This window comes from Peribacillus sp. NPDC096540 (assembly GCF_050278525.1).
In the GTDB taxonomy this organism is placed as follows: Bacteria; Bacillota; Bacilli; order Bacillales; family DSM-1321; genus Peribacillus.
In genome coordinates, this window is record NZ_JBNNTG010000027.1 from 1 (window position 1) to 15461 (window position 15461).

The following is a 15461-nucleotide window of genomic DNA, read 5'->3' on the forward strand; positions in this document are numbered from 1 at the left end:
CCCATCGGGCGAGATTTTAAAGTACTCAACAACAAATAAAGAGGGATATCGCGAGTACAAATCTCCCAAACACATTTGTAAGACATGTTCATTTTTATCACAGTGTACAGAAAGCAAAGACCATCAAAAAGTGGTGACGCGCCATATCTGGCAAGAAAATATGGAAGAAGCAGATCACCTGCGTCATCATCAAGATGTAAAACCTATCTATGCGAAACGCAAGGAAACGATTGAGCGTGTATTCGCAGATGCAAAAGAAAAGCATGGTATGCGTTGGACTACTTTAAGGGGACTTAAAAAATTGTCGATGCAGGCGATACTTACTTTCGCTGCCATGAATTTAAAGAAGATGGCCAATTGGACATGGCAAGGTCCAAAGATGACCTAACATAGTGGGCTCGTAGAGACCAAAGCTCTTAATCTTGAGCAAAATTCCAAGAAAATATCAAAAGGGGTTCGGAATTAAAACATTCCGAACCCCTTTTGTCGACAAACTGCGTCTTCTATACATATAGAAGACGTCAGACTGTATACAAACTCGATGAAAATCGAGTTTGTATACAGTTTTTTTATGGCTTGTACAATTTGAACGTTGATTTCCACTCCAGGCACTCGCTTTCCGCGGGCGGTCCGGGAGCCTCCTCGGCTTTCGCCTGCGGGGTCTCCCCTAGACGCGCTTTTCCCGCAGGAGTCTCGCACCTTCCGCTCCAATCAGCTTTGTTATAAAATTTAGATAGAACCTTTTTTGCCTACAGTCTTTTTTGTTTTAGGCTCTGTTAAAGAATAATGTTGATATTTGATACCTGTTCAAAATCCTGGTATTATCCTTATAAGAACAAATATTCGGTAGGTTGTAAGGTTGAGCAAAGCGTTTAGTAACTTGTTAAAGCATATCGACAAATTACCGCATACTGAAAAAGAACGAGTGTATCAATGGGTAAGACGTTATGTTGAGCCTTCTTCCTCAGTGGGTGGTCGTCTAATCAAAGAAATGAGAGAAACTCGCTTTAAAGAAGGTTTTGAGTGTCCTCATTGTGAATCTAAGCACGTTGTTCGTTTCGGTAATTATAATGGTCGCCAACGCTATCGTTGTAAGTGTTGCAGTAAGACCTTTACCGATACAACAAATACTGTCTTGTATCGTACACGAAAAGGTGATGAATGGATTACATTCGTTGATTGTTTGTTTAAAGGATATTCCCTACGAAAATCGGCTGAAATCGTTGGGGTTACTTGGGTTACGCTATTTAATTGGAGACACAAGCTACTGAATGCCCTTAAACAAATGGATTTTGAGCAATTTGAAGGTATTGTTGAAGTAGACGAAACCTATTTTCTATACTCGCAGAAAGGTACACGTGGCATTACTGAACGTAAAGCTCGTAAGCGTGGTGGAAAATCTAAACACAGAGGAGTAAGTCACGAACAGGTTTGCGTTCTTGTTGCAAGAGACCGAACGAAAGCAACAGTTTCAAAAGTTGCTTGTATGGGGCGTGTTGTGAAGAACAAAGTTGATAATATGATAGGCTCTAAGTTGACACCTGATAACGTCCTTGTTACAGATGCTTGGAGAGCTTATAAAACCTATGCAAAAGAAAAGGGATTAGAGCATTATTCAATCAAATCTAATGATGGAAAACACGTTATAAAAGGTTTGTATCACATTCAGAATGTTAACGGTCTCCATTCTCGTATGAAACAATGGATAAACCGATTTAAAGGCGTGGCTACAAAATATCTCGACAACTATCTGGCCTGGTTTTTATTTGTCGATAGCCGTAGTAATGAAAGTACGAAGCACAATATTAAAGAGTTATTATTATCATCGTTTGTATTTGAAATGACTGATACTTATGATAGCTTACGACTATCAAAATTCCTTGTTTAGTTTTTCTTCCATATAACGAGCAAATTAAAGTTGGTGAAAATATGTCAAATAAAAAATATGAATTATTAAAAGCGTTTCCAACTGAATTAGAGGAAGATGCAATTAGAGTTTTGAGTATGATTAACCAAACAAACAAGTTAGACTTCTCTTACTGTTTTGAGGTTAATTTTAAGGGAAGTAAGTTGAATATTCCTGAACGTATTTATTATAATGAACCTTCCTTATCGCAATATAATTCATTAACAGATAGACAACAAATAGTATTAAATTGTTTATTTACAAGGCATCACGATGGTTTTGTTAGAGAAGAAAATTTAAAAGATAATTCATCAATGCAGTGACCACAATTGGATAATTCCCTATTTAATTCGACTGACGGGTGAGTATGTAATCGAAATCTTACAAGTGATAAAAGATAATTTAGGTAATATTGATAAGGGGATAACAAAAGATTTCATTGCAGAAAATGCAAGATTTTATAATACAATCGAAAGTCGAGCAGTAAGTTATTGGGATTGTTATTATCGAAGTAAACATCCAACCAAAACAGATTATGTGGGTTTTAAAATCATTGAGTATTTCAGTTCGTAAATTTTCTTTACATTGAGCTTAAGTTTTGGGGAGTCCAAAAATATTTCTTGTACTCCCCTTAACTTTATCTAATTAACAACATTAACATTTAACAGAGCCTTGTTTTAAAATGGAAGTATTAAAACTTGAGGTGATGAGGATGCTTTCTAAACATGATTCTATTCAGCGAGATCAACTTGAAATGATTACTTAGATCAACTGGTGCCAGCGAACCATTTGGTTCGAAAAATTGAGGCCGCCATTGACTTCTCATTCATATATGACTTGGTGAAAGATATGTATTCAGAGGTAGGACGCCCAAGTAAAGTAGTGACACGTCATATTTGGCAAGATTATATGGAAGAAGCAGATCATCTGCGTCATTATCAAGATGTAAAACCTAACTATGCGAAACATAAAGAAACGATTGAGCGTGTTTTCGCAGATGCAAAAGAAAAGCATGGCATGCGTTGGACTACTTTAAGGGGACTTAAAAAATTGTCGATGCAGGCGATGCTCACTTTCGCTGTCATGAATTTAAAGAAGATGGCCAATTGGACAGGGCAAGGTCCAAAAATGGCCTAACATAGTGGGCTCGTAAAGACCCAATTCCTTAATATTGAGCAAAATTCAAAGGGAATTTCAAAAGGGGTTCGGAATGTTTTAATTCCGAACCCCTTTTGTCTACAAACTGTCGTCTTCTATACATATAGAAGACGATTTTTTTTTATAGATTTAAGGTTGCTGTAAGGTTGGCACAAAGATGATGTAAGGATGAGCATGTAAAGTATAAGTATCAACATTACTGAAGAGGTGAAACAAATGGAACCATTATTAAAAGTAGAAAATATAAAAAAAACATATGGTAAATCAAGCGCTGCCTACACAGCGTTAGAAAATATATCTTTTGACATTCATGAAGGAGAGTTTGTAGGTATAATGGGACCTTCTGGAGCGGGGAAATCAACTTTGCTTAATATGTTAGCAACAATTGACTCCCCAACTGAAGGGAAAATTTATATGAATGATACGAGTATTCACGATATGAAGGGCGCTGCTTTAACAGATTTCAGACGTGACAACCTTGGTTTCATCTTCCAAGATTACAATTTACTCGATTCATTGACTGTGAAGGAAAATATATTATTACCACTGGCGATTGCGAAAATTCCAGCGAAAGAAATTAATATCTTAGTGAATCGTATCGCTAAAGTATTTGGTATTGAAGATTTACTAGCTAAATATCCATATCAAATTTCAGGTGGCCAAAAGCAAAGAACAGCTGCAGCCAGAGCGCTTGTTACAGAGCCTGCACTGATCCTGGCTGATGAGCCAACAGGTGCACTTGACTCAAAATCAGCGACAGGTTTACTGGAAAGCTTAAGTAAATTAAATGAAAATAATAATTCTACAATCATGTTGGTAACACATGATGCATATGCCGCAAGCTTCTGCAGACGTATTATTTTCATCAAGGATGGCACGCTTTCAACAGAAATTTATCGTCGTGGCCAATCACGTAAAGTTTTCTTCCAACAGATTTTGGATGTCCTTGCAACAATTGGAGGTGAGGTAGATGACGTTATTTAGTCTAGCGAGGAAAAATATTGCACGAAACCTCTCCCAATATTTTTTATACATCGCATCTATGGTTTTTAGTATTATCATCTACTTTACATTTGTGACATTAAAATATAGCGATACGATTGCAGAAAAAACGGCTTCATCACAAAAATTAGATTCACTAATGAGTGGTGCCGCAGTCATTCTAATATTCTTCGTTGCCATATTTATTGCCTATTCGAATTCATTCTTTATGAAAAAACGTAAAAAAGAAGTTGCATTGTATGCATTGCTTGGCGTACGTAACCGTCAAATTGGCTTTATGCTCTTCTTTGAAAACTTATTATTAGGTTTGGTTTCATTAGTTGTGGGGATTGTACTTGGATTCCTTTGTTCAAAAGGATTTATGACGATTTTGATTTATTTAATGGGCTATGATGTCATAGCACCATTTACATTTTCAGGATCCGCAGCTTTGAACACTGCTATCGTATTTCTTATTATTTTCTTAGTGACATCATTCCAGGGCTATCGTTTAATTTATCAATTTAAATTAATTGATCTATTCCACGCATCGAAAAAGGGGGAAGCGGCTCCGAAGTCATCAATGATTGTAGCCATTCTTGGGGTTTTATTAATTGTCACCGGTTATTGGTTAGCGATGCAAGATCTATTTACTTCAAAAGTGTGGGAAAAAGTCGGATTTTTAATGACAGCACTAATTATTTTGACAACAGTTATTGTCGGCACGTTTTTATTGTTCCACAGTGTGACAGGCTTTGTGTTAGCCATAATTAAGAAAAATGAAAAATGGCTATGGAAAGGTCTTCATATAATGACGATCTCACAACTGCTATATCGTATTCGGGGGAATGCACGTACATTGACCGTGATTGCGGTGTTAAGTGCTACAACTGTAACAGCAGGCGGTGCAGTGTATGGTCTTTATTACAACACAAATGACCAAGTTATGACCGCTGATCCAAATACTTTTATGTATCAGCAAACAGATGCAAAAAGCAATCAACAAGTTAGCGCTTTATTGCCAGATACAAAGTACGATGAAAATATCGAAGCACTATCAGTCACATTTAATACAAAAGAATTAAACGCGGCATCAGTTTTCGATAGCTCAGATAAAAGAATTTACACGGTTATCAACGAAAAAACATATAACAAACTAGCAGCAGTACAAAACAAGGAAGAATTACATGTAAATGCTGATAATGCGGTTATTTTAGATATTGGATATGACAAAAGATTCTCACCTAAATACAAGGGAAAGACCATCACGACAGAAAACAACTCTGCAATCACATTCCAGAGCTTTAAAACACAAACCGTTTTAAATGCCGGCACAGCAGGTATTGCAGTTGTGGTATCAAATGATCAATTTAAAGTATTACAAAAAGAAGGAGAAGCACTAAAATACCGTGTCATTGGTGTGGACAAAGCTTCTACGGATTTATCAGAAAAAATTGCAAAACAAATACCTGAAGAAGCGCTATTTTCTAGTGCTCCTCAAGATTTTCAGACAAGCATCGAAGGCGTAGGATCACTGCTCTTTATCGGAAGCTTCCTGGGTCTGGTATTTTTAGCTGCAACAGGTAGTATCATTTATTTTAAAGTTTTAACTGAAGCAGAGGAAGATAAATCACAATACAATATGCTTCATAAAATGGGCGTTAGCGCAAAAGAAATGCGGAAATCCATTGCATCACAAGTATTCGTAATCTTCTTCGTACCACTAGCGGTAGGGTTATTACACAGTGCAGTTGCTTTAAAAGCCTTCTCTAGCTTACTGATGATGGACCTAGCAAAACCTGTGTTGATCTGGATGATTGCTTATACAGTTATCTACGGTCTGTATTATATCTTAACGGTAGCTTCTTACAATCGTATTATCACACAAAATAATAAAACAGAAGGATGATAGAGATGAAAAAATTTCTAATGGTAGTTGGTATTTTGTTTTTGCTAGGAGTAGTAGGGGTATTCGCGCTTACTAATATTGACTTCAACCGTATGAATGCCAGCAATTATTATTTACAAATTACAGAGGATGGGGAAGAGCATGAAACCAAACTGGATGATGGTACAGTGATGACCTCCTATTCTTATAAACTGGACGCCACAAATGCTGATGGTGAAACAATACAACTTGAATTCACGGCACAAAAAAATCTTCGGAAAGATGCCTACTTGAAAATGTACGTGAAAAATGGAGATGAAGTATCGTCTTATGATGAAGTGAAATTTGAGGAAATCCCGAAAAAGGCACAAAAAAAATAAAATAGGAAAGAAGGGCTGTCTCCAATAAGTAAGTGGAGTACAGCCCTTTTCTCTGCCTATTAAGAAGAACAGAATTAGCATTATAAAAGTATAGTAATGGTGGTTCCCTTATTTTCAACGCTAGTCAAATCTAGTTTTCCGTTATGAGCTAAAATAATATCTCTTGCTATAGCCATTCCTAATCCAGTCCCATGTGTGCTGGTAGTATTCGTCCCTCGATAGTAGCGTTCAAAAACCTGTTCTAAATCTTTAGGGGGAATACCGCGGCCATTATCAGCAATGGTAATTTGGGTATGAGATCCTGGGGCTGTGGATATGCTGCTTGAATTTTGCTCTTGTCCACCTTGTAGATAAATATTATTAATTTGTATATTCACAACGACATTTTCATCATTATGCACAAGTGCGTTGTAGATAAAGTTAAGGATCGCCCTTTTCAGTAATTTTTTATCCACTTTATGCATTGCTTTGTCCACATTTGCCTCAAATTCAACCTGTCGATCACCAAATGATGAATCATTTAAAAGCTCAATCGTCATTTCACGAATAAACCCGACAATATTTACATCTTCAAATTGCAAAGGGAGCTGTTGATTACGTAAACGCATCGTTAAATTGAGGTCATCTAACAAATCTTTCATATATATAGACTGTCTATTAATAATAGATGTATACTCGTGCAGTTCTTTTGGTGTTAAATCTGTGGCGCCATCTTTTATCAATTCTGCATAACCATGGATAGAGGCAAGTGGTGTCTTCATGTCATGAGAAACATTGCTAATCCATTCCTCACGCATTTGGTCAAGCTGATCACGCTCTTTCTCATACTGATCTAACTTTACCGATAGTTCATTCATATTGCGAAATACATCTTCATAAACGCCTTTTGGTATACTCATCTTCTTAAAGCGTCTCTCCCGAAGCTGCTGAATTCCTTCTATTAATATGTTCAGTGGACTCGTTAATCTTTTACCAAATAAGAATCCAATGACTAATGCAATAATAATATCTATGATTAAAAATAGTAAAAATAAGATATTAAAGTTTTTAAAAACTTTTGCATAATCATAGGTCATTACATAGCGACCTATTTTCTGTTCCTTAACGCCTACAAAATAGCTGAAATTATGGGCTTCACCGACAAAAACAGTCGTCTTTGCATCAATTTCTTTATACTTATACATTTGTACGATTTCAACAGGAGAATACACTGTTTGCAAATTTTGAGGTGTATAAAAGGCTGCCACTTGCTCACCCTTATTATTCAAAAATTGTATCCAGGCCTTATTGTCTTTGAGTTTATCTAGCCCTTCTTCATTTACCATTGGTTTGTTATCTTGTATTTCTACATATTGTGAAAATGTTCGGCTAAAGTTTTCTGCAGATACTTCTTCTGTCCCGAAATTATACATCGATCGAAAAAAGAGTAAGCAGAAGAGTATAATTGTATTTACAATCCCTACGATTACAACAATTGTCACAACGGATCCTAAAAAGCGCAGTGTCAATTTCCATTTCATCTTATTTCACCCATTGGTTTGTAATTTATAACCAAGCCCTTTAACAGTTAATAAAAACGAAGGCTTTGAAGGATCCGCCTCAATTTTTTCGCGTAAACGGCGAATATGCACCATCACTGTATTATCAGAGCCAAAGAAATCATCGCCCCACACATGTTCAAACAAAGTTTCCTTGCTTAAAATCTGATTCGAATGATGCATAAAACAGCTCATCAGTCCGATTTCTTTTGCTGTGAGCTCAATCGTTTTGCCATCCTTTTTCACTTCTGTTTCATTTGCACTAAGCTCAAAAGGACCAACTTGCAAACTTTTCGGAGCCGCTTTTTCCTCTGAAAAGCCTGCACGCCTTAGCTGCGCCTTTACTCGATAAGCAACTTCTTTCGGACTAAATGGTTTGGTAATATAATCATCCCCACCAATCGCCAATCCTAAAAGCTTATCAATTTCATCATCCTTAGCCGACAAAAATAAAATTGGCACATTCGACACTTCACGAATTTGCTTGCATAAATCATAGCCTTCGCCATCAGGCAGCATAATATCTAGCAATACAAGTGCGGGATTAACCTCCTGAAACTTTGCCCAACCAGCAGAAACTGTCCCAGCTGTTACAATATTTGGAATACCTTCTTTATGTAAAACTGTCTCCATGAGACGCGCCAAATCTTCCTCATCGTCAATAATTAAAATCCACTGATCATTAGCCATTCTTCTACCTCCCAAACATCAATCTTAACCTACAGTATAGAGTACCCTGTAGCAAAAAATAAGGGGAGGGGAGAGATATTTCTGGAATAAGTGCGCCTTAGGCGTCCGTTTCATAATTTTTCGTTCAAGATTATATTTAATAGCGAAGATAAGCTGCGAAACAAAGTAGAGAAAAGCACATAGGTTCCATTAAAAAATGAAAGTGTACTTTCAATATAAGGATCAGGACCTTGTTGCCATTAAACGCCGGGGACTGATCATTGTTTGGTTTTAAATAAGGTAGTTTCCGGTTGTAGGCTTATTTATTTGAGGCGGATATAGATAGTACTAAGTACTGATTTGGTAAAGGTTGTATGATAAACTGTTTAAAGTATTGGTAGGTAGATAATGATATAGCTATTATGTTTTACTATGTAATTAAGTCTAGGTTTTCGATGATATTCTTCTAGACCAAAATCATTTTCTATCAAAGAACATTAGAAAAAGTATGCAGCAAATGTGAAAGAATAAAAGGAGAAAAAATAATGGAAACAAAAAAGGTGTTGCCTGTTCTTTTTTTAGTCATGTTTTTAGTGATGGTCGGTTTTGGGATTATTATTCCGGTAATGCCGTTCCTAGCTGAAAAGGTTGGTGGCAGTCCGACAGAGCTTGGTCTTTTAATGGCTGTCTATTCGTTAATGCAATTATTATTTGCCCCAATGTGGGGACGTATCTCTGACCGAATAGGTCGTAAGCCTGTTATGATGATTGGAATTGCAGGATTAGCGCTTTCTTTTTTCATCATGGCGACAGCAGATTCTTTATGGGTTTTATTCGTAGCTAGAATTGTTGGTGGGGTTTTATCCTCTGCTAATATGCCTACTGCAATGGCGTATGTAGCTGATATTACGACGCCAGAGGACCGGGGGAAAGGGATGGGGATCATCGGTGCTGCTACAGGACTTGGCTTCATCTTTGGTCCGGCAATTGGCGGTATCTTCTCAAAAACAAGTTTGAATTTACCTTTTTATATTGCGGGGATTTCATCTTTAATTACTCTAATTCTAGTGTTTCTAATACTGAAAGAATCACTTACAGTAGAAAAAAGATCTAGGCATTCGAAAAATAAAGAATCAATGTGGAAAGCCTTTAATGGACCGCTGAGTATTATGTTTATTCTACAATTGATTATCACACTTTCTATGGCTGGACTCGAAACGACTTTCGCCTATTTCGCAGCTCAAAAGGCTAATATAAGCCTTGTACAATTAGGCTATATATTTATGATCATGGGATTTGGCAGTGCGATTGTTCAAGGTGGATTGGTGGGAAGGATGACAAAGAAATATGGCGAAGGCGCGGTTATCCGAATAGGGATTATCGTATCGGCCATTGGATTTATTCTAATACTGTTCTCTAATAATTTCTGGACATCTGCAGTTTTCTTAACCATTTTCGGATTAGGGAATGGTTTCATCCGGCCTGCCATTTCGGCACTGTTGACCAAAAATTCTACAACTGGACATGGCAGTGTTACTGGCTTACTTTCTTCCTTTGACTCATTCGGTAGAATTGCTGGTCCTCCAATAGGTGGATGGTTATTTTCCATTTCGATAGATTTGCCATTTATTTCAGGAGCTATGCTTTCAGTTTTTGCATTAGTTCTTTATCAGATTTATCATGCACAGACGAAACAAGTCAAAGTTTTTGTTTGAGGTATGTGCACCCCTTAACTAGCCTGTAGATAACGTCCAAAGTCGGGCAAATCTACAGGTTTTTTCAATATGTTCGTACAGTTGAAATTGAGATGATACATTTAATTTAAATGCGCAAAAAAACCCTATTTTGCTAATCGAGTTTGTCTACAGTTTTTTATGGCTTGTACAATTTTGGACGTTGATTTCCACTCCAGGCACTCGCTTTCCGCGGGCGGTCCGGGAGCCTCCTCGGCTTTCGCCTGCGGGGTCTCCCTTAGACGCGCTTTTCCCGCAGGAGTCTCGTACCTTCCGTTCCAATCAACTTTGTTTTAACTTTAAGATAGAGCCCTAACCTCTTAAATTTAGGCGAACATTCAAAGGGGATTTCAAAAGGGGTTCGGAATTTTTAATTCCGAACCCCTTTTGTCTACAAACTGAAACCCTATTTTGCTAATAGGGTTTTTCTATATTAAACAAACGCCTTTTTATTGAATCATATTCAAAAAACGGCGTGTACGCTCTTCTTTAGGGTTTGTGAAAATTTGTTCGGGTGTTCCTCGTTCCATAATTTTTCCTTCATCCATAAAGATAACTTCGTCTGCTACATCACGAGCGAAACGCATTTCATGTGTCACAACAACCATTGTCATTCTTTCTTCTTTCGCTAGGTCTTTCATTACTTGTAAGACGTCACCAACTAGTTCAGGATCAAGAGCAGAGGTTGGCTCGTCAAACAGCATTACTTTTGGCTCCATGGCCAGTGCCCTTGCAATTCCCACGCGCTGTTGCTGGCCGCCGGACAACTGGAAAGGATAAAAATCAACTTTGTCACCTAAACCCACTTTTGTAAGCAATGCCTTGGCTTTCTCTTTCGCTTTTTGTTTTGGAATGTTCTTTACTATAATAGGACCTTCCATTACGTTTTCTACTGCTGTTTTGTGTGGGAAGAGGTTATAGTTTTGAAATACCATCCCTGTCAAACTACGAAAAGAAGTAATTGATCTTTTATTAACAGGTTTATTAAACTCCATTAATTTTTGATCAATTTCAATCGTCCCGTCTGTAGGCACCTCAAGGAGATTTAAGCAACGAAGAAACGTTGTTTTACCTGAACCAGAAGGGCCGATTAATACAATGACTTTTCCTTGTTCTACTTCCAAATCAATGCCCTTTAACACTTCAAGGTCACCAAATGATTTATGAAGATTCTTAATGTTAATCATTCTAAAATCTCCTTTTAATACTTCAGCTCTTATTTTGCTACATATCGATTAAGTTTGTCTTCGATACGTCCTTGAATAATTGATAAAACCGTACACATAATCCAATATATAGCGCCTGCTTCAATGTAGAGTAATAGAAATTCATAGTTTTTTGCAGCAATTTCTTGAGCTTTACGGAACATCTCTGCTACAAGAATTAGTGATGCAAGCGATGTATCTTTTAAAAGGCTAATAAAAGTGTTTGATAATGGGGGTATGGATACTCGAGCTGCTTGCGGTAAAACAATTCGCTTTAATGCTTGGGTATATGTCATACCAATTGAATAGCCTGCTTCCCATTGTCCTTTTGGTATTGATAGAATAGCTGCCCGTATAATTTCTGAAGCATAAGCTCCGACGCTTAGAGAAAATCCTATAATAGCCGATATGAAAGGGTTAATCGTTATACCTAAGTTTGGCAGCCCGTAGAAAATAATAAATAATTGCACAAGTAATGGTGTCCCGCGGATGATTGACACATATACACGCGCAATTATTTGTAAAATTTTTATAGAAGATAATCGAGCTAATGCTGTTAGTACAGCGAGAATAAGGCCAAGAACAAATGTTATTAATGTTAGTGGAATTGTATTTTTAATAGCTCCCTCTACCATAGGATAGAGGGAGGTTTGAGCGATGGAAACAAGTTGGTTCATACGCTCTGGGTCAGAGAAAATATTACTTAGGAGAAACATCTTCACCAAACCATTTTTCGGAGATTTTTGCGTACGTACCGTCATCATGCATATCTTTTAGTGCTTTGTTTACTTCTTCCACTAACTTGTCGCTGTCTTTTCTAAACATTAACCCACTGGTTACACCGTTTTCTTCCTCATCAGCCACTTTGATAGGTGCATCAGGATGTTGTTTTTTATAATCAAGGTAAGATAATTTATCATTTATCGTTGCTTCTACACGTTTAGAACCAATAAGCTGTACGGCTTGAGAAAATCCTTCAATACCGATAACTTCAGCACCGTGGGATTTTGCTATATCATTGTAGTTACTTGTTAAAGTCTGTGCAGATTTCTTACCTTTTAAATCATCGAATGATTTAATATCTGAATTGTCTTTGTGAACAAGTAAAACTGCTCCTGATTGAATATATGGGTCCGAGAAATCATATTTCTTTTGACGGTCTTCATCTATTCCAACTTGGTTTGCAATCATATCAAAACGTTTGGCATCTAATCCTGCAAACATACCGTCCCATTGTGTTTCTTTAAACTCTGCTTTCACACCAAGACGTTTTGCTACTTCCTTAGAAATTTCAACATCAAACCCAGTTAGTTTGTCTGAATCATCGTGGAATGTGAAAGGAGGGTATGTACCTTCTGTTCCAACTGTTAATACGCCATCTTTTTTGACTTTATCATATAGACTTTCTTGTGAAGATTTATTGTCGGTATTATTTGCCTCATTTTTTGTATTTGAACCACAAGCGGTAAGTACAATTGTGAAAGCTAACAATAGCGATAAAAGTGCAATCGATTTTTTCATCTGATAAACCTCCTAGTAATCTGATAGGGATTGATATAAATGATACTAAATTAGAAAGGGTAAAAAGTCAATAGAAACACTTTTATCATTAGTGTTAATGAATCTTTGCGAATTATACAGATTTTAAAGGATTGAATTGAATTAGTACTTATAACGAAGAGTTTGTTCTTCTCTACAACTTTTCACTTCTAATACCATCCATCACGTAAAAATTGATACCTACATAGATTTTTCCTTTTCTCCTTGATATGGCATCTGTTCCGATACCCAACTCGAACGTGAGTTTCAAGGTTTTTCGGTCTGGAGGAGACTAAGTAGAAACGATGGATTTAGAACTTTCGAGAACATAAAGACTCCCATCCACCTTCAGGATTAAGAAGGTGGATGGGAGTGTTAATTCTGGATTTGAACCGCCCGAAACTAATTGGCTTAGTGATTGTGATGCATTCTTTCCTCAACGCTTACGAAGATAGGGTTCGAATAGAACCAAAGGTCTTTATAGTTACGGTTGTTGATCTCGGCAAAACGTGATTCGTTATCCTCAATATCAGTCTTTGAATCGATCAGCGGCTCACCGTTGCTCGTTTCTCCAGAGACATTTTCCCCTAGATTCGTACCTCTCAAACGGAAATATTGGTCCTTACTCGCTTTGACTTTGTAAGTGATAATATGGTAACCATCGTCATCAGTTTTCCAGTCTTTGCTTGTAAAGCGTTTAACTACTTTTGTCGTATCATTGGTGTCTTTACTGTAAGCTGGTGTTCCAGGCATAGCTTTCCCGGTTACATCACCGGAAATTAAATCTACGTGATCTACTTTAACCGAATCGCCGTTGTTGTTCTTTTTGGGGCTCTTAAATCGGATTGTAATTTTGACCATTTGTCCTTCCTTCACTTGAAGGTCCCCACCCATATCTACCTTGCTGCCTCCGCCTTTAGCTTGGAAATCAAGTGCGTTAATCAAGTCACCAAAAACAGAGAATGATTTCCCCGACCGCATGCCGTCCAAGACGGATTGCATCGTGGAACCGTTCACCCAAGTATAATTTTTAGAATATTCGCCAGGCCAGTATCCGCTTGAGTAAAGGCGATTTTCACTGATTTCGAAATGGGAGTCGGAATTAGAAAAGTTCCAGAACTGACGTCCTTCTCCAAGAAGCGCATCCCATGTACCGCCAATCTTAGCAAGCATGTAATCGGAACCGCCATAAGTCCTGTTTTCAGGCGTTGACAGGTTTAAGCCGCCTCTGTCGGGCTCCATTTGGTTACCGGGCATGCCTTCAAATCCAAACAAGACATCCGGTGCAATATTGTTGAAGTCGCGGAAATCAGATATGGTGTAAACCTTTTTTCTCGAAGGGTGATTCAGGATGGCATAACTTGTATTTTTATAATTCTTCTCAAGCCATGCCAAGGCTGTTCGAGCATCCTGTGGTGTCTTGTTGGCTCTTTGGTCCTGTGCTTTCCAGATGGCTACATCCTTAGAATCGAACATCTTTTCATCCTGATTGGTAAACAAATACTCGAATTGATTGCCAGCTTTTAAACTTTTCGATGATCCTGCCTGATCTCCTAAAATTCCTATGCCGACATGTTCGTATGTAGGCATGTCCCATTCGAACCCCGAAAAGATAATTTTGTTTTTATATTTGCCCTTTTTCTGCAGTTGTTTCATTTTCGGATCTTGATATTGAATGATTCCCTGAGACAGAGGAATCGGACCGCCTGGAATCAAATGTCCTTCATCATCCCGTGAAGACATTCTCAAGTGGTCGGAAATTCCCATCCAATCCATACCATACTTGTCAAATGCGTTGTTGAGCACTCTTTCAAGGGTCTGAGAGCCTTCTGCATCGTCGGACTGAGTGGTATGGGCATGATATTCCCCTTTCATCCATCTACCTCCAGAATTTGTCTGGTTGTTTTCTTCTGCATCTTTTGCAGCGACCGGCAGACTTTGAGAAAGGATGGCTAAGCTGAGAGCCAATACCGTAAATGTTTTAAACTTATTTAACATCTTTCCGACACCCCCGATATATTGAAATAATATTGAACAAGCTAATTTTATTGTAAAAATATTAAGTGTCTATTTGGGGAGAGTATGGTTTTTGTAAATGAAGAGGGGGAATCTCCAGTATCATCTTTTTGGGTATTGTCATTGATTTTTAAATAAGTGGAAGTATGTAGAATTTTTTTCCGAAGAAGCTTTATTGTATATTTCATGTAGGGCTGTAACAGCTTGTTGCCTAGTGATGTTAAGTAGCATCTATTTTAGATGCAGCCTTTACTGGCCCTGTGGATAATGATGTACCTACTCCTTAAAGAGAACCAGTTAGATTGGAAGGAGAGTTAGCAAAAGAAATATTAACTCTTTAGCCACTGTTATTAATGATCCTACCATTTAATGTAATTGAGTGGTATAATTTTTGTGAAGTAATTCACAATAAGAATGTCACGGGCTATTAACTCTTGAAAGAAAGCGA

Annotated in this window: 13 protein-coding genes and 1 pseudogene; 8 read left to right on the plus strand and 6 right to left on the minus strand. The window is 37.5% G+C overall.

Annotated elements, in window-relative coordinates; translation table 11 throughout:
- From ACQKMR_RS20240 to ACQKMR_RS20270, 7 genes and pseudogenes are all read left to right on the plus strand, one after another.
- The coding region (locus ACQKMR_RS20240) for a transposase (protein ID WP_427698925.1) at nucleotides 1-388 on the plus strand (388 nt) is incomplete at its 5' end.
- A gap of 471 nt (nucleotides 389-859) precedes the next feature.
- On the plus strand, nucleotides 860-1888 hold the full coding sequence (locus ACQKMR_RS20245) for an IS1595 family transposase (RefSeq protein WP_427698926.1): 1029 nt from the start codon (nucleotides 860-862) through the stop codon (nucleotides 1886-1888).
- Nucleotides 1889-1929: 41 nt separating this feature from the next.
- On the plus strand, nucleotides 1930-2229 hold the full coding sequence (locus tag ACQKMR_RS20250) for a hypothetical protein (protein ID WP_427698927.1): 300 nt from the start codon (nucleotides 1930-1932) through the stop codon (nucleotides 2227-2229).
- Between the two features lie 553 nt (nucleotides 2230-2782).
- A pseudogene (locus ACQKMR_RS20255) lies at nucleotides 2783-3043 on the plus strand (transposase); the annotation flags it as partial.
- A gap of 237 nt (nucleotides 3044-3280) precedes the next feature.
- Nucleotides 3281-4048, plus strand: coding sequence for an ABC transporter ATP-binding protein (locus tag ACQKMR_RS20260; protein ID WP_427698928.1), 768 nt, complete (start codon nucleotides 3281-3283; stop codon nucleotides 4046-4048).
- Nucleotides 4035-5954 carry an ABC transporter permease gene (locus ACQKMR_RS20265; RefSeq protein WP_427698929.1) on the plus strand — a complete coding sequence of 640 codons (1920 nt, stop codon included), beginning with the start codon at nucleotides 4035-4037 and terminating at the stop codon, nucleotides 5952-5954. The genes ACQKMR_RS20260 and ACQKMR_RS20265 overlap by 14 nt, the downstream gene beginning before the upstream one ends.
- Before the next feature lie 5 nt (nucleotides 5955-5959).
- On the plus strand, nucleotides 5960-6313 hold the full coding sequence (locus ACQKMR_RS20270) for a YxeA family protein (protein ID WP_427698930.1): 354 nt from the start codon (nucleotides 5960-5962) through the stop codon (nucleotides 6311-6313).
- Nucleotides 6314-6393: 80 nt separating this feature from the next.
- Here ACQKMR_RS20270 and ACQKMR_RS20275 read toward each other — a convergent pair whose 3' ends face one another.
- Together ACQKMR_RS20275 and ACQKMR_RS20280 are read right to left on the minus strand one after the other, a co-directional pair.
- A complete protein-coding gene (locus ACQKMR_RS20275; RefSeq protein ID WP_427698931.1) occupies nucleotides 6394-7833 on the minus strand; it encodes a sensor histidine kinase in 1440 nt (479 codons plus the stop codon).
- 6 nt (nucleotides 7834-7839) lie between these two features.
- Nucleotides 7840-8541: a response regulator transcription factor gene (locus tag ACQKMR_RS20280; protein WP_427698932.1), complete on the minus strand. Its 702-nt coding sequence runs from the start codon at nucleotides 8539-8541 to the stop codon at nucleotides 7840-7842.
- Nucleotides 8542-9065: 524 nt separating this feature from the next.
- On the opposite strand from ACQKMR_RS20280, the gene ACQKMR_RS20285 reads away from it, so the two are divergent.
- The gene (locus ACQKMR_RS20285) at nucleotides 9066-10235 is read left to right on the plus strand and encodes an MFS transporter (protein ID WP_427698933.1); all 1170 of its coding nucleotides are present in this window, start codon (nucleotides 9066-9068) and stop codon (nucleotides 10233-10235) included.
- Nucleotides 10236-10702: 467 nt separating this feature from the next.
- On the opposite strand, the gene ACQKMR_RS20290 is transcribed toward ACQKMR_RS20285, so the two are convergent.
- The 4 genes from ACQKMR_RS20290 to ACQKMR_RS20305 all read right to left on the minus strand — a co-directional run bounded on the left by ACQKMR_RS20290 (nucleotide 10703) and on the right by ACQKMR_RS20305 (nucleotide 14995).
- Nucleotides 10703-11440: an amino acid ABC transporter ATP-binding protein gene (locus ACQKMR_RS20290; protein WP_427698934.1), complete on the minus strand. Its 738-nt coding sequence runs from the start codon at nucleotides 11438-11440 to the stop codon at nucleotides 10703-10705.
- Between the two features lie 29 nt (nucleotides 11441-11469).
- The gene (locus ACQKMR_RS20295; RefSeq protein ID WP_427698935.1) at nucleotides 11470-12174 is read right to left on the minus strand and encodes an amino acid ABC transporter permease; all 705 of its coding nucleotides are present in this window, start codon (nucleotides 12172-12174) and stop codon (nucleotides 11470-11472) included.
- Entirely contained in the window at nucleotides 12158-12979 is an 822-nt protein-coding gene (locus tag ACQKMR_RS20300) for an amino acid ABC transporter substrate-binding protein (RefSeq protein WP_427698936.1), read from the minus strand. The genes ACQKMR_RS20295 and ACQKMR_RS20300 overlap by 17 nt, the downstream gene beginning before the upstream one ends.
- A gap of 429 nt (nucleotides 12980-13408) precedes the next feature.
- Nucleotides 13409-14995 (minus strand): S-layer protein, encoded by a 1587-nt coding sequence (locus ACQKMR_RS20305; protein WP_427698937.1) that lies wholly within the window; start codon nucleotides 14993-14995, stop codon nucleotides 13409-13411.
- Nucleotides 14996-15461: the final 466 nt, after the last annotated feature.

What these genes read in the sequence shown, in the direction of transcription:
- ACQKMR_RS20275 (WP_427698931.1), bottom strand. Translation starts at nt 7,833, where the DNA reads ATGAAATGGAAATTGACACTGCGCTTTTTAGGATCCGTTGTGACAATT.
- ACQKMR_RS20300 (WP_427698936.1), bottom strand. Translation starts at nt 12,979, where the DNA reads ATGAAAAAATCGATTGCACTTTTATCGCTATTGTTAGCTTTCACAATT.
- ACQKMR_RS20295 (WP_427698935.1), bottom strand. Translation starts at nt 12,174, where the DNA reads ATGTTTCTCCTAAGTAATATTTTCTCTGACCCAGAGCGTATGAACCAA.
- ACQKMR_RS20250 (WP_427698927.1), top strand. Translation starts at nt 1,930, where the DNA reads ATGTCAAATAAAAAATATGAATTATTAAAAGCGTTTCCAACTGAATTA.
- ACQKMR_RS20290 (WP_427698934.1), bottom strand. Translation starts at nt 11,440, where the DNA reads ATGATTAACATTAAGAATCTTCATAAATCATTTGGTGACCTTGAAGTG.
- ACQKMR_RS20305 (WP_427698937.1), bottom strand. Translation starts at nt 14,995, where the DNA reads ATGTTAAATAAGTTTAAAACATTTACGGTATTGGCTCTCAGCTTAGCC.
- ACQKMR_RS20280 (WP_427698932.1), bottom strand. Translation starts at nt 8,541, where the DNA reads ATGGCTAATGATCAGTGGATTTTAATTATTGACGATGAGGAAGATTTG.
- ACQKMR_RS20285 (WP_427698933.1), top strand. Translation starts at nt 9,066, where the DNA reads ATGGAAACAAAAAAGGTGTTGCCTGTTCTTTTTTTAGTCATGTTTTTA.
- ACQKMR_RS20270 (WP_427698930.1), top strand. Translation starts at nt 5,960, where the DNA reads ATGAAAAAATTTCTAATGGTAGTTGGTATTTTGTTTTTGCTAGGAGTA.
- ACQKMR_RS20260 (WP_427698928.1), top strand. Translation starts at nt 3,281, where the DNA reads ATGGAACCATTATTAAAAGTAGAAAATATAAAAAAAACATATGGTAAA.
- ACQKMR_RS20265 (WP_427698929.1), top strand. Translation starts at nt 4,035, where the DNA reads ATGACGTTATTTAGTCTAGCGAGGAAAAATATTGCACGAAACCTCTCC.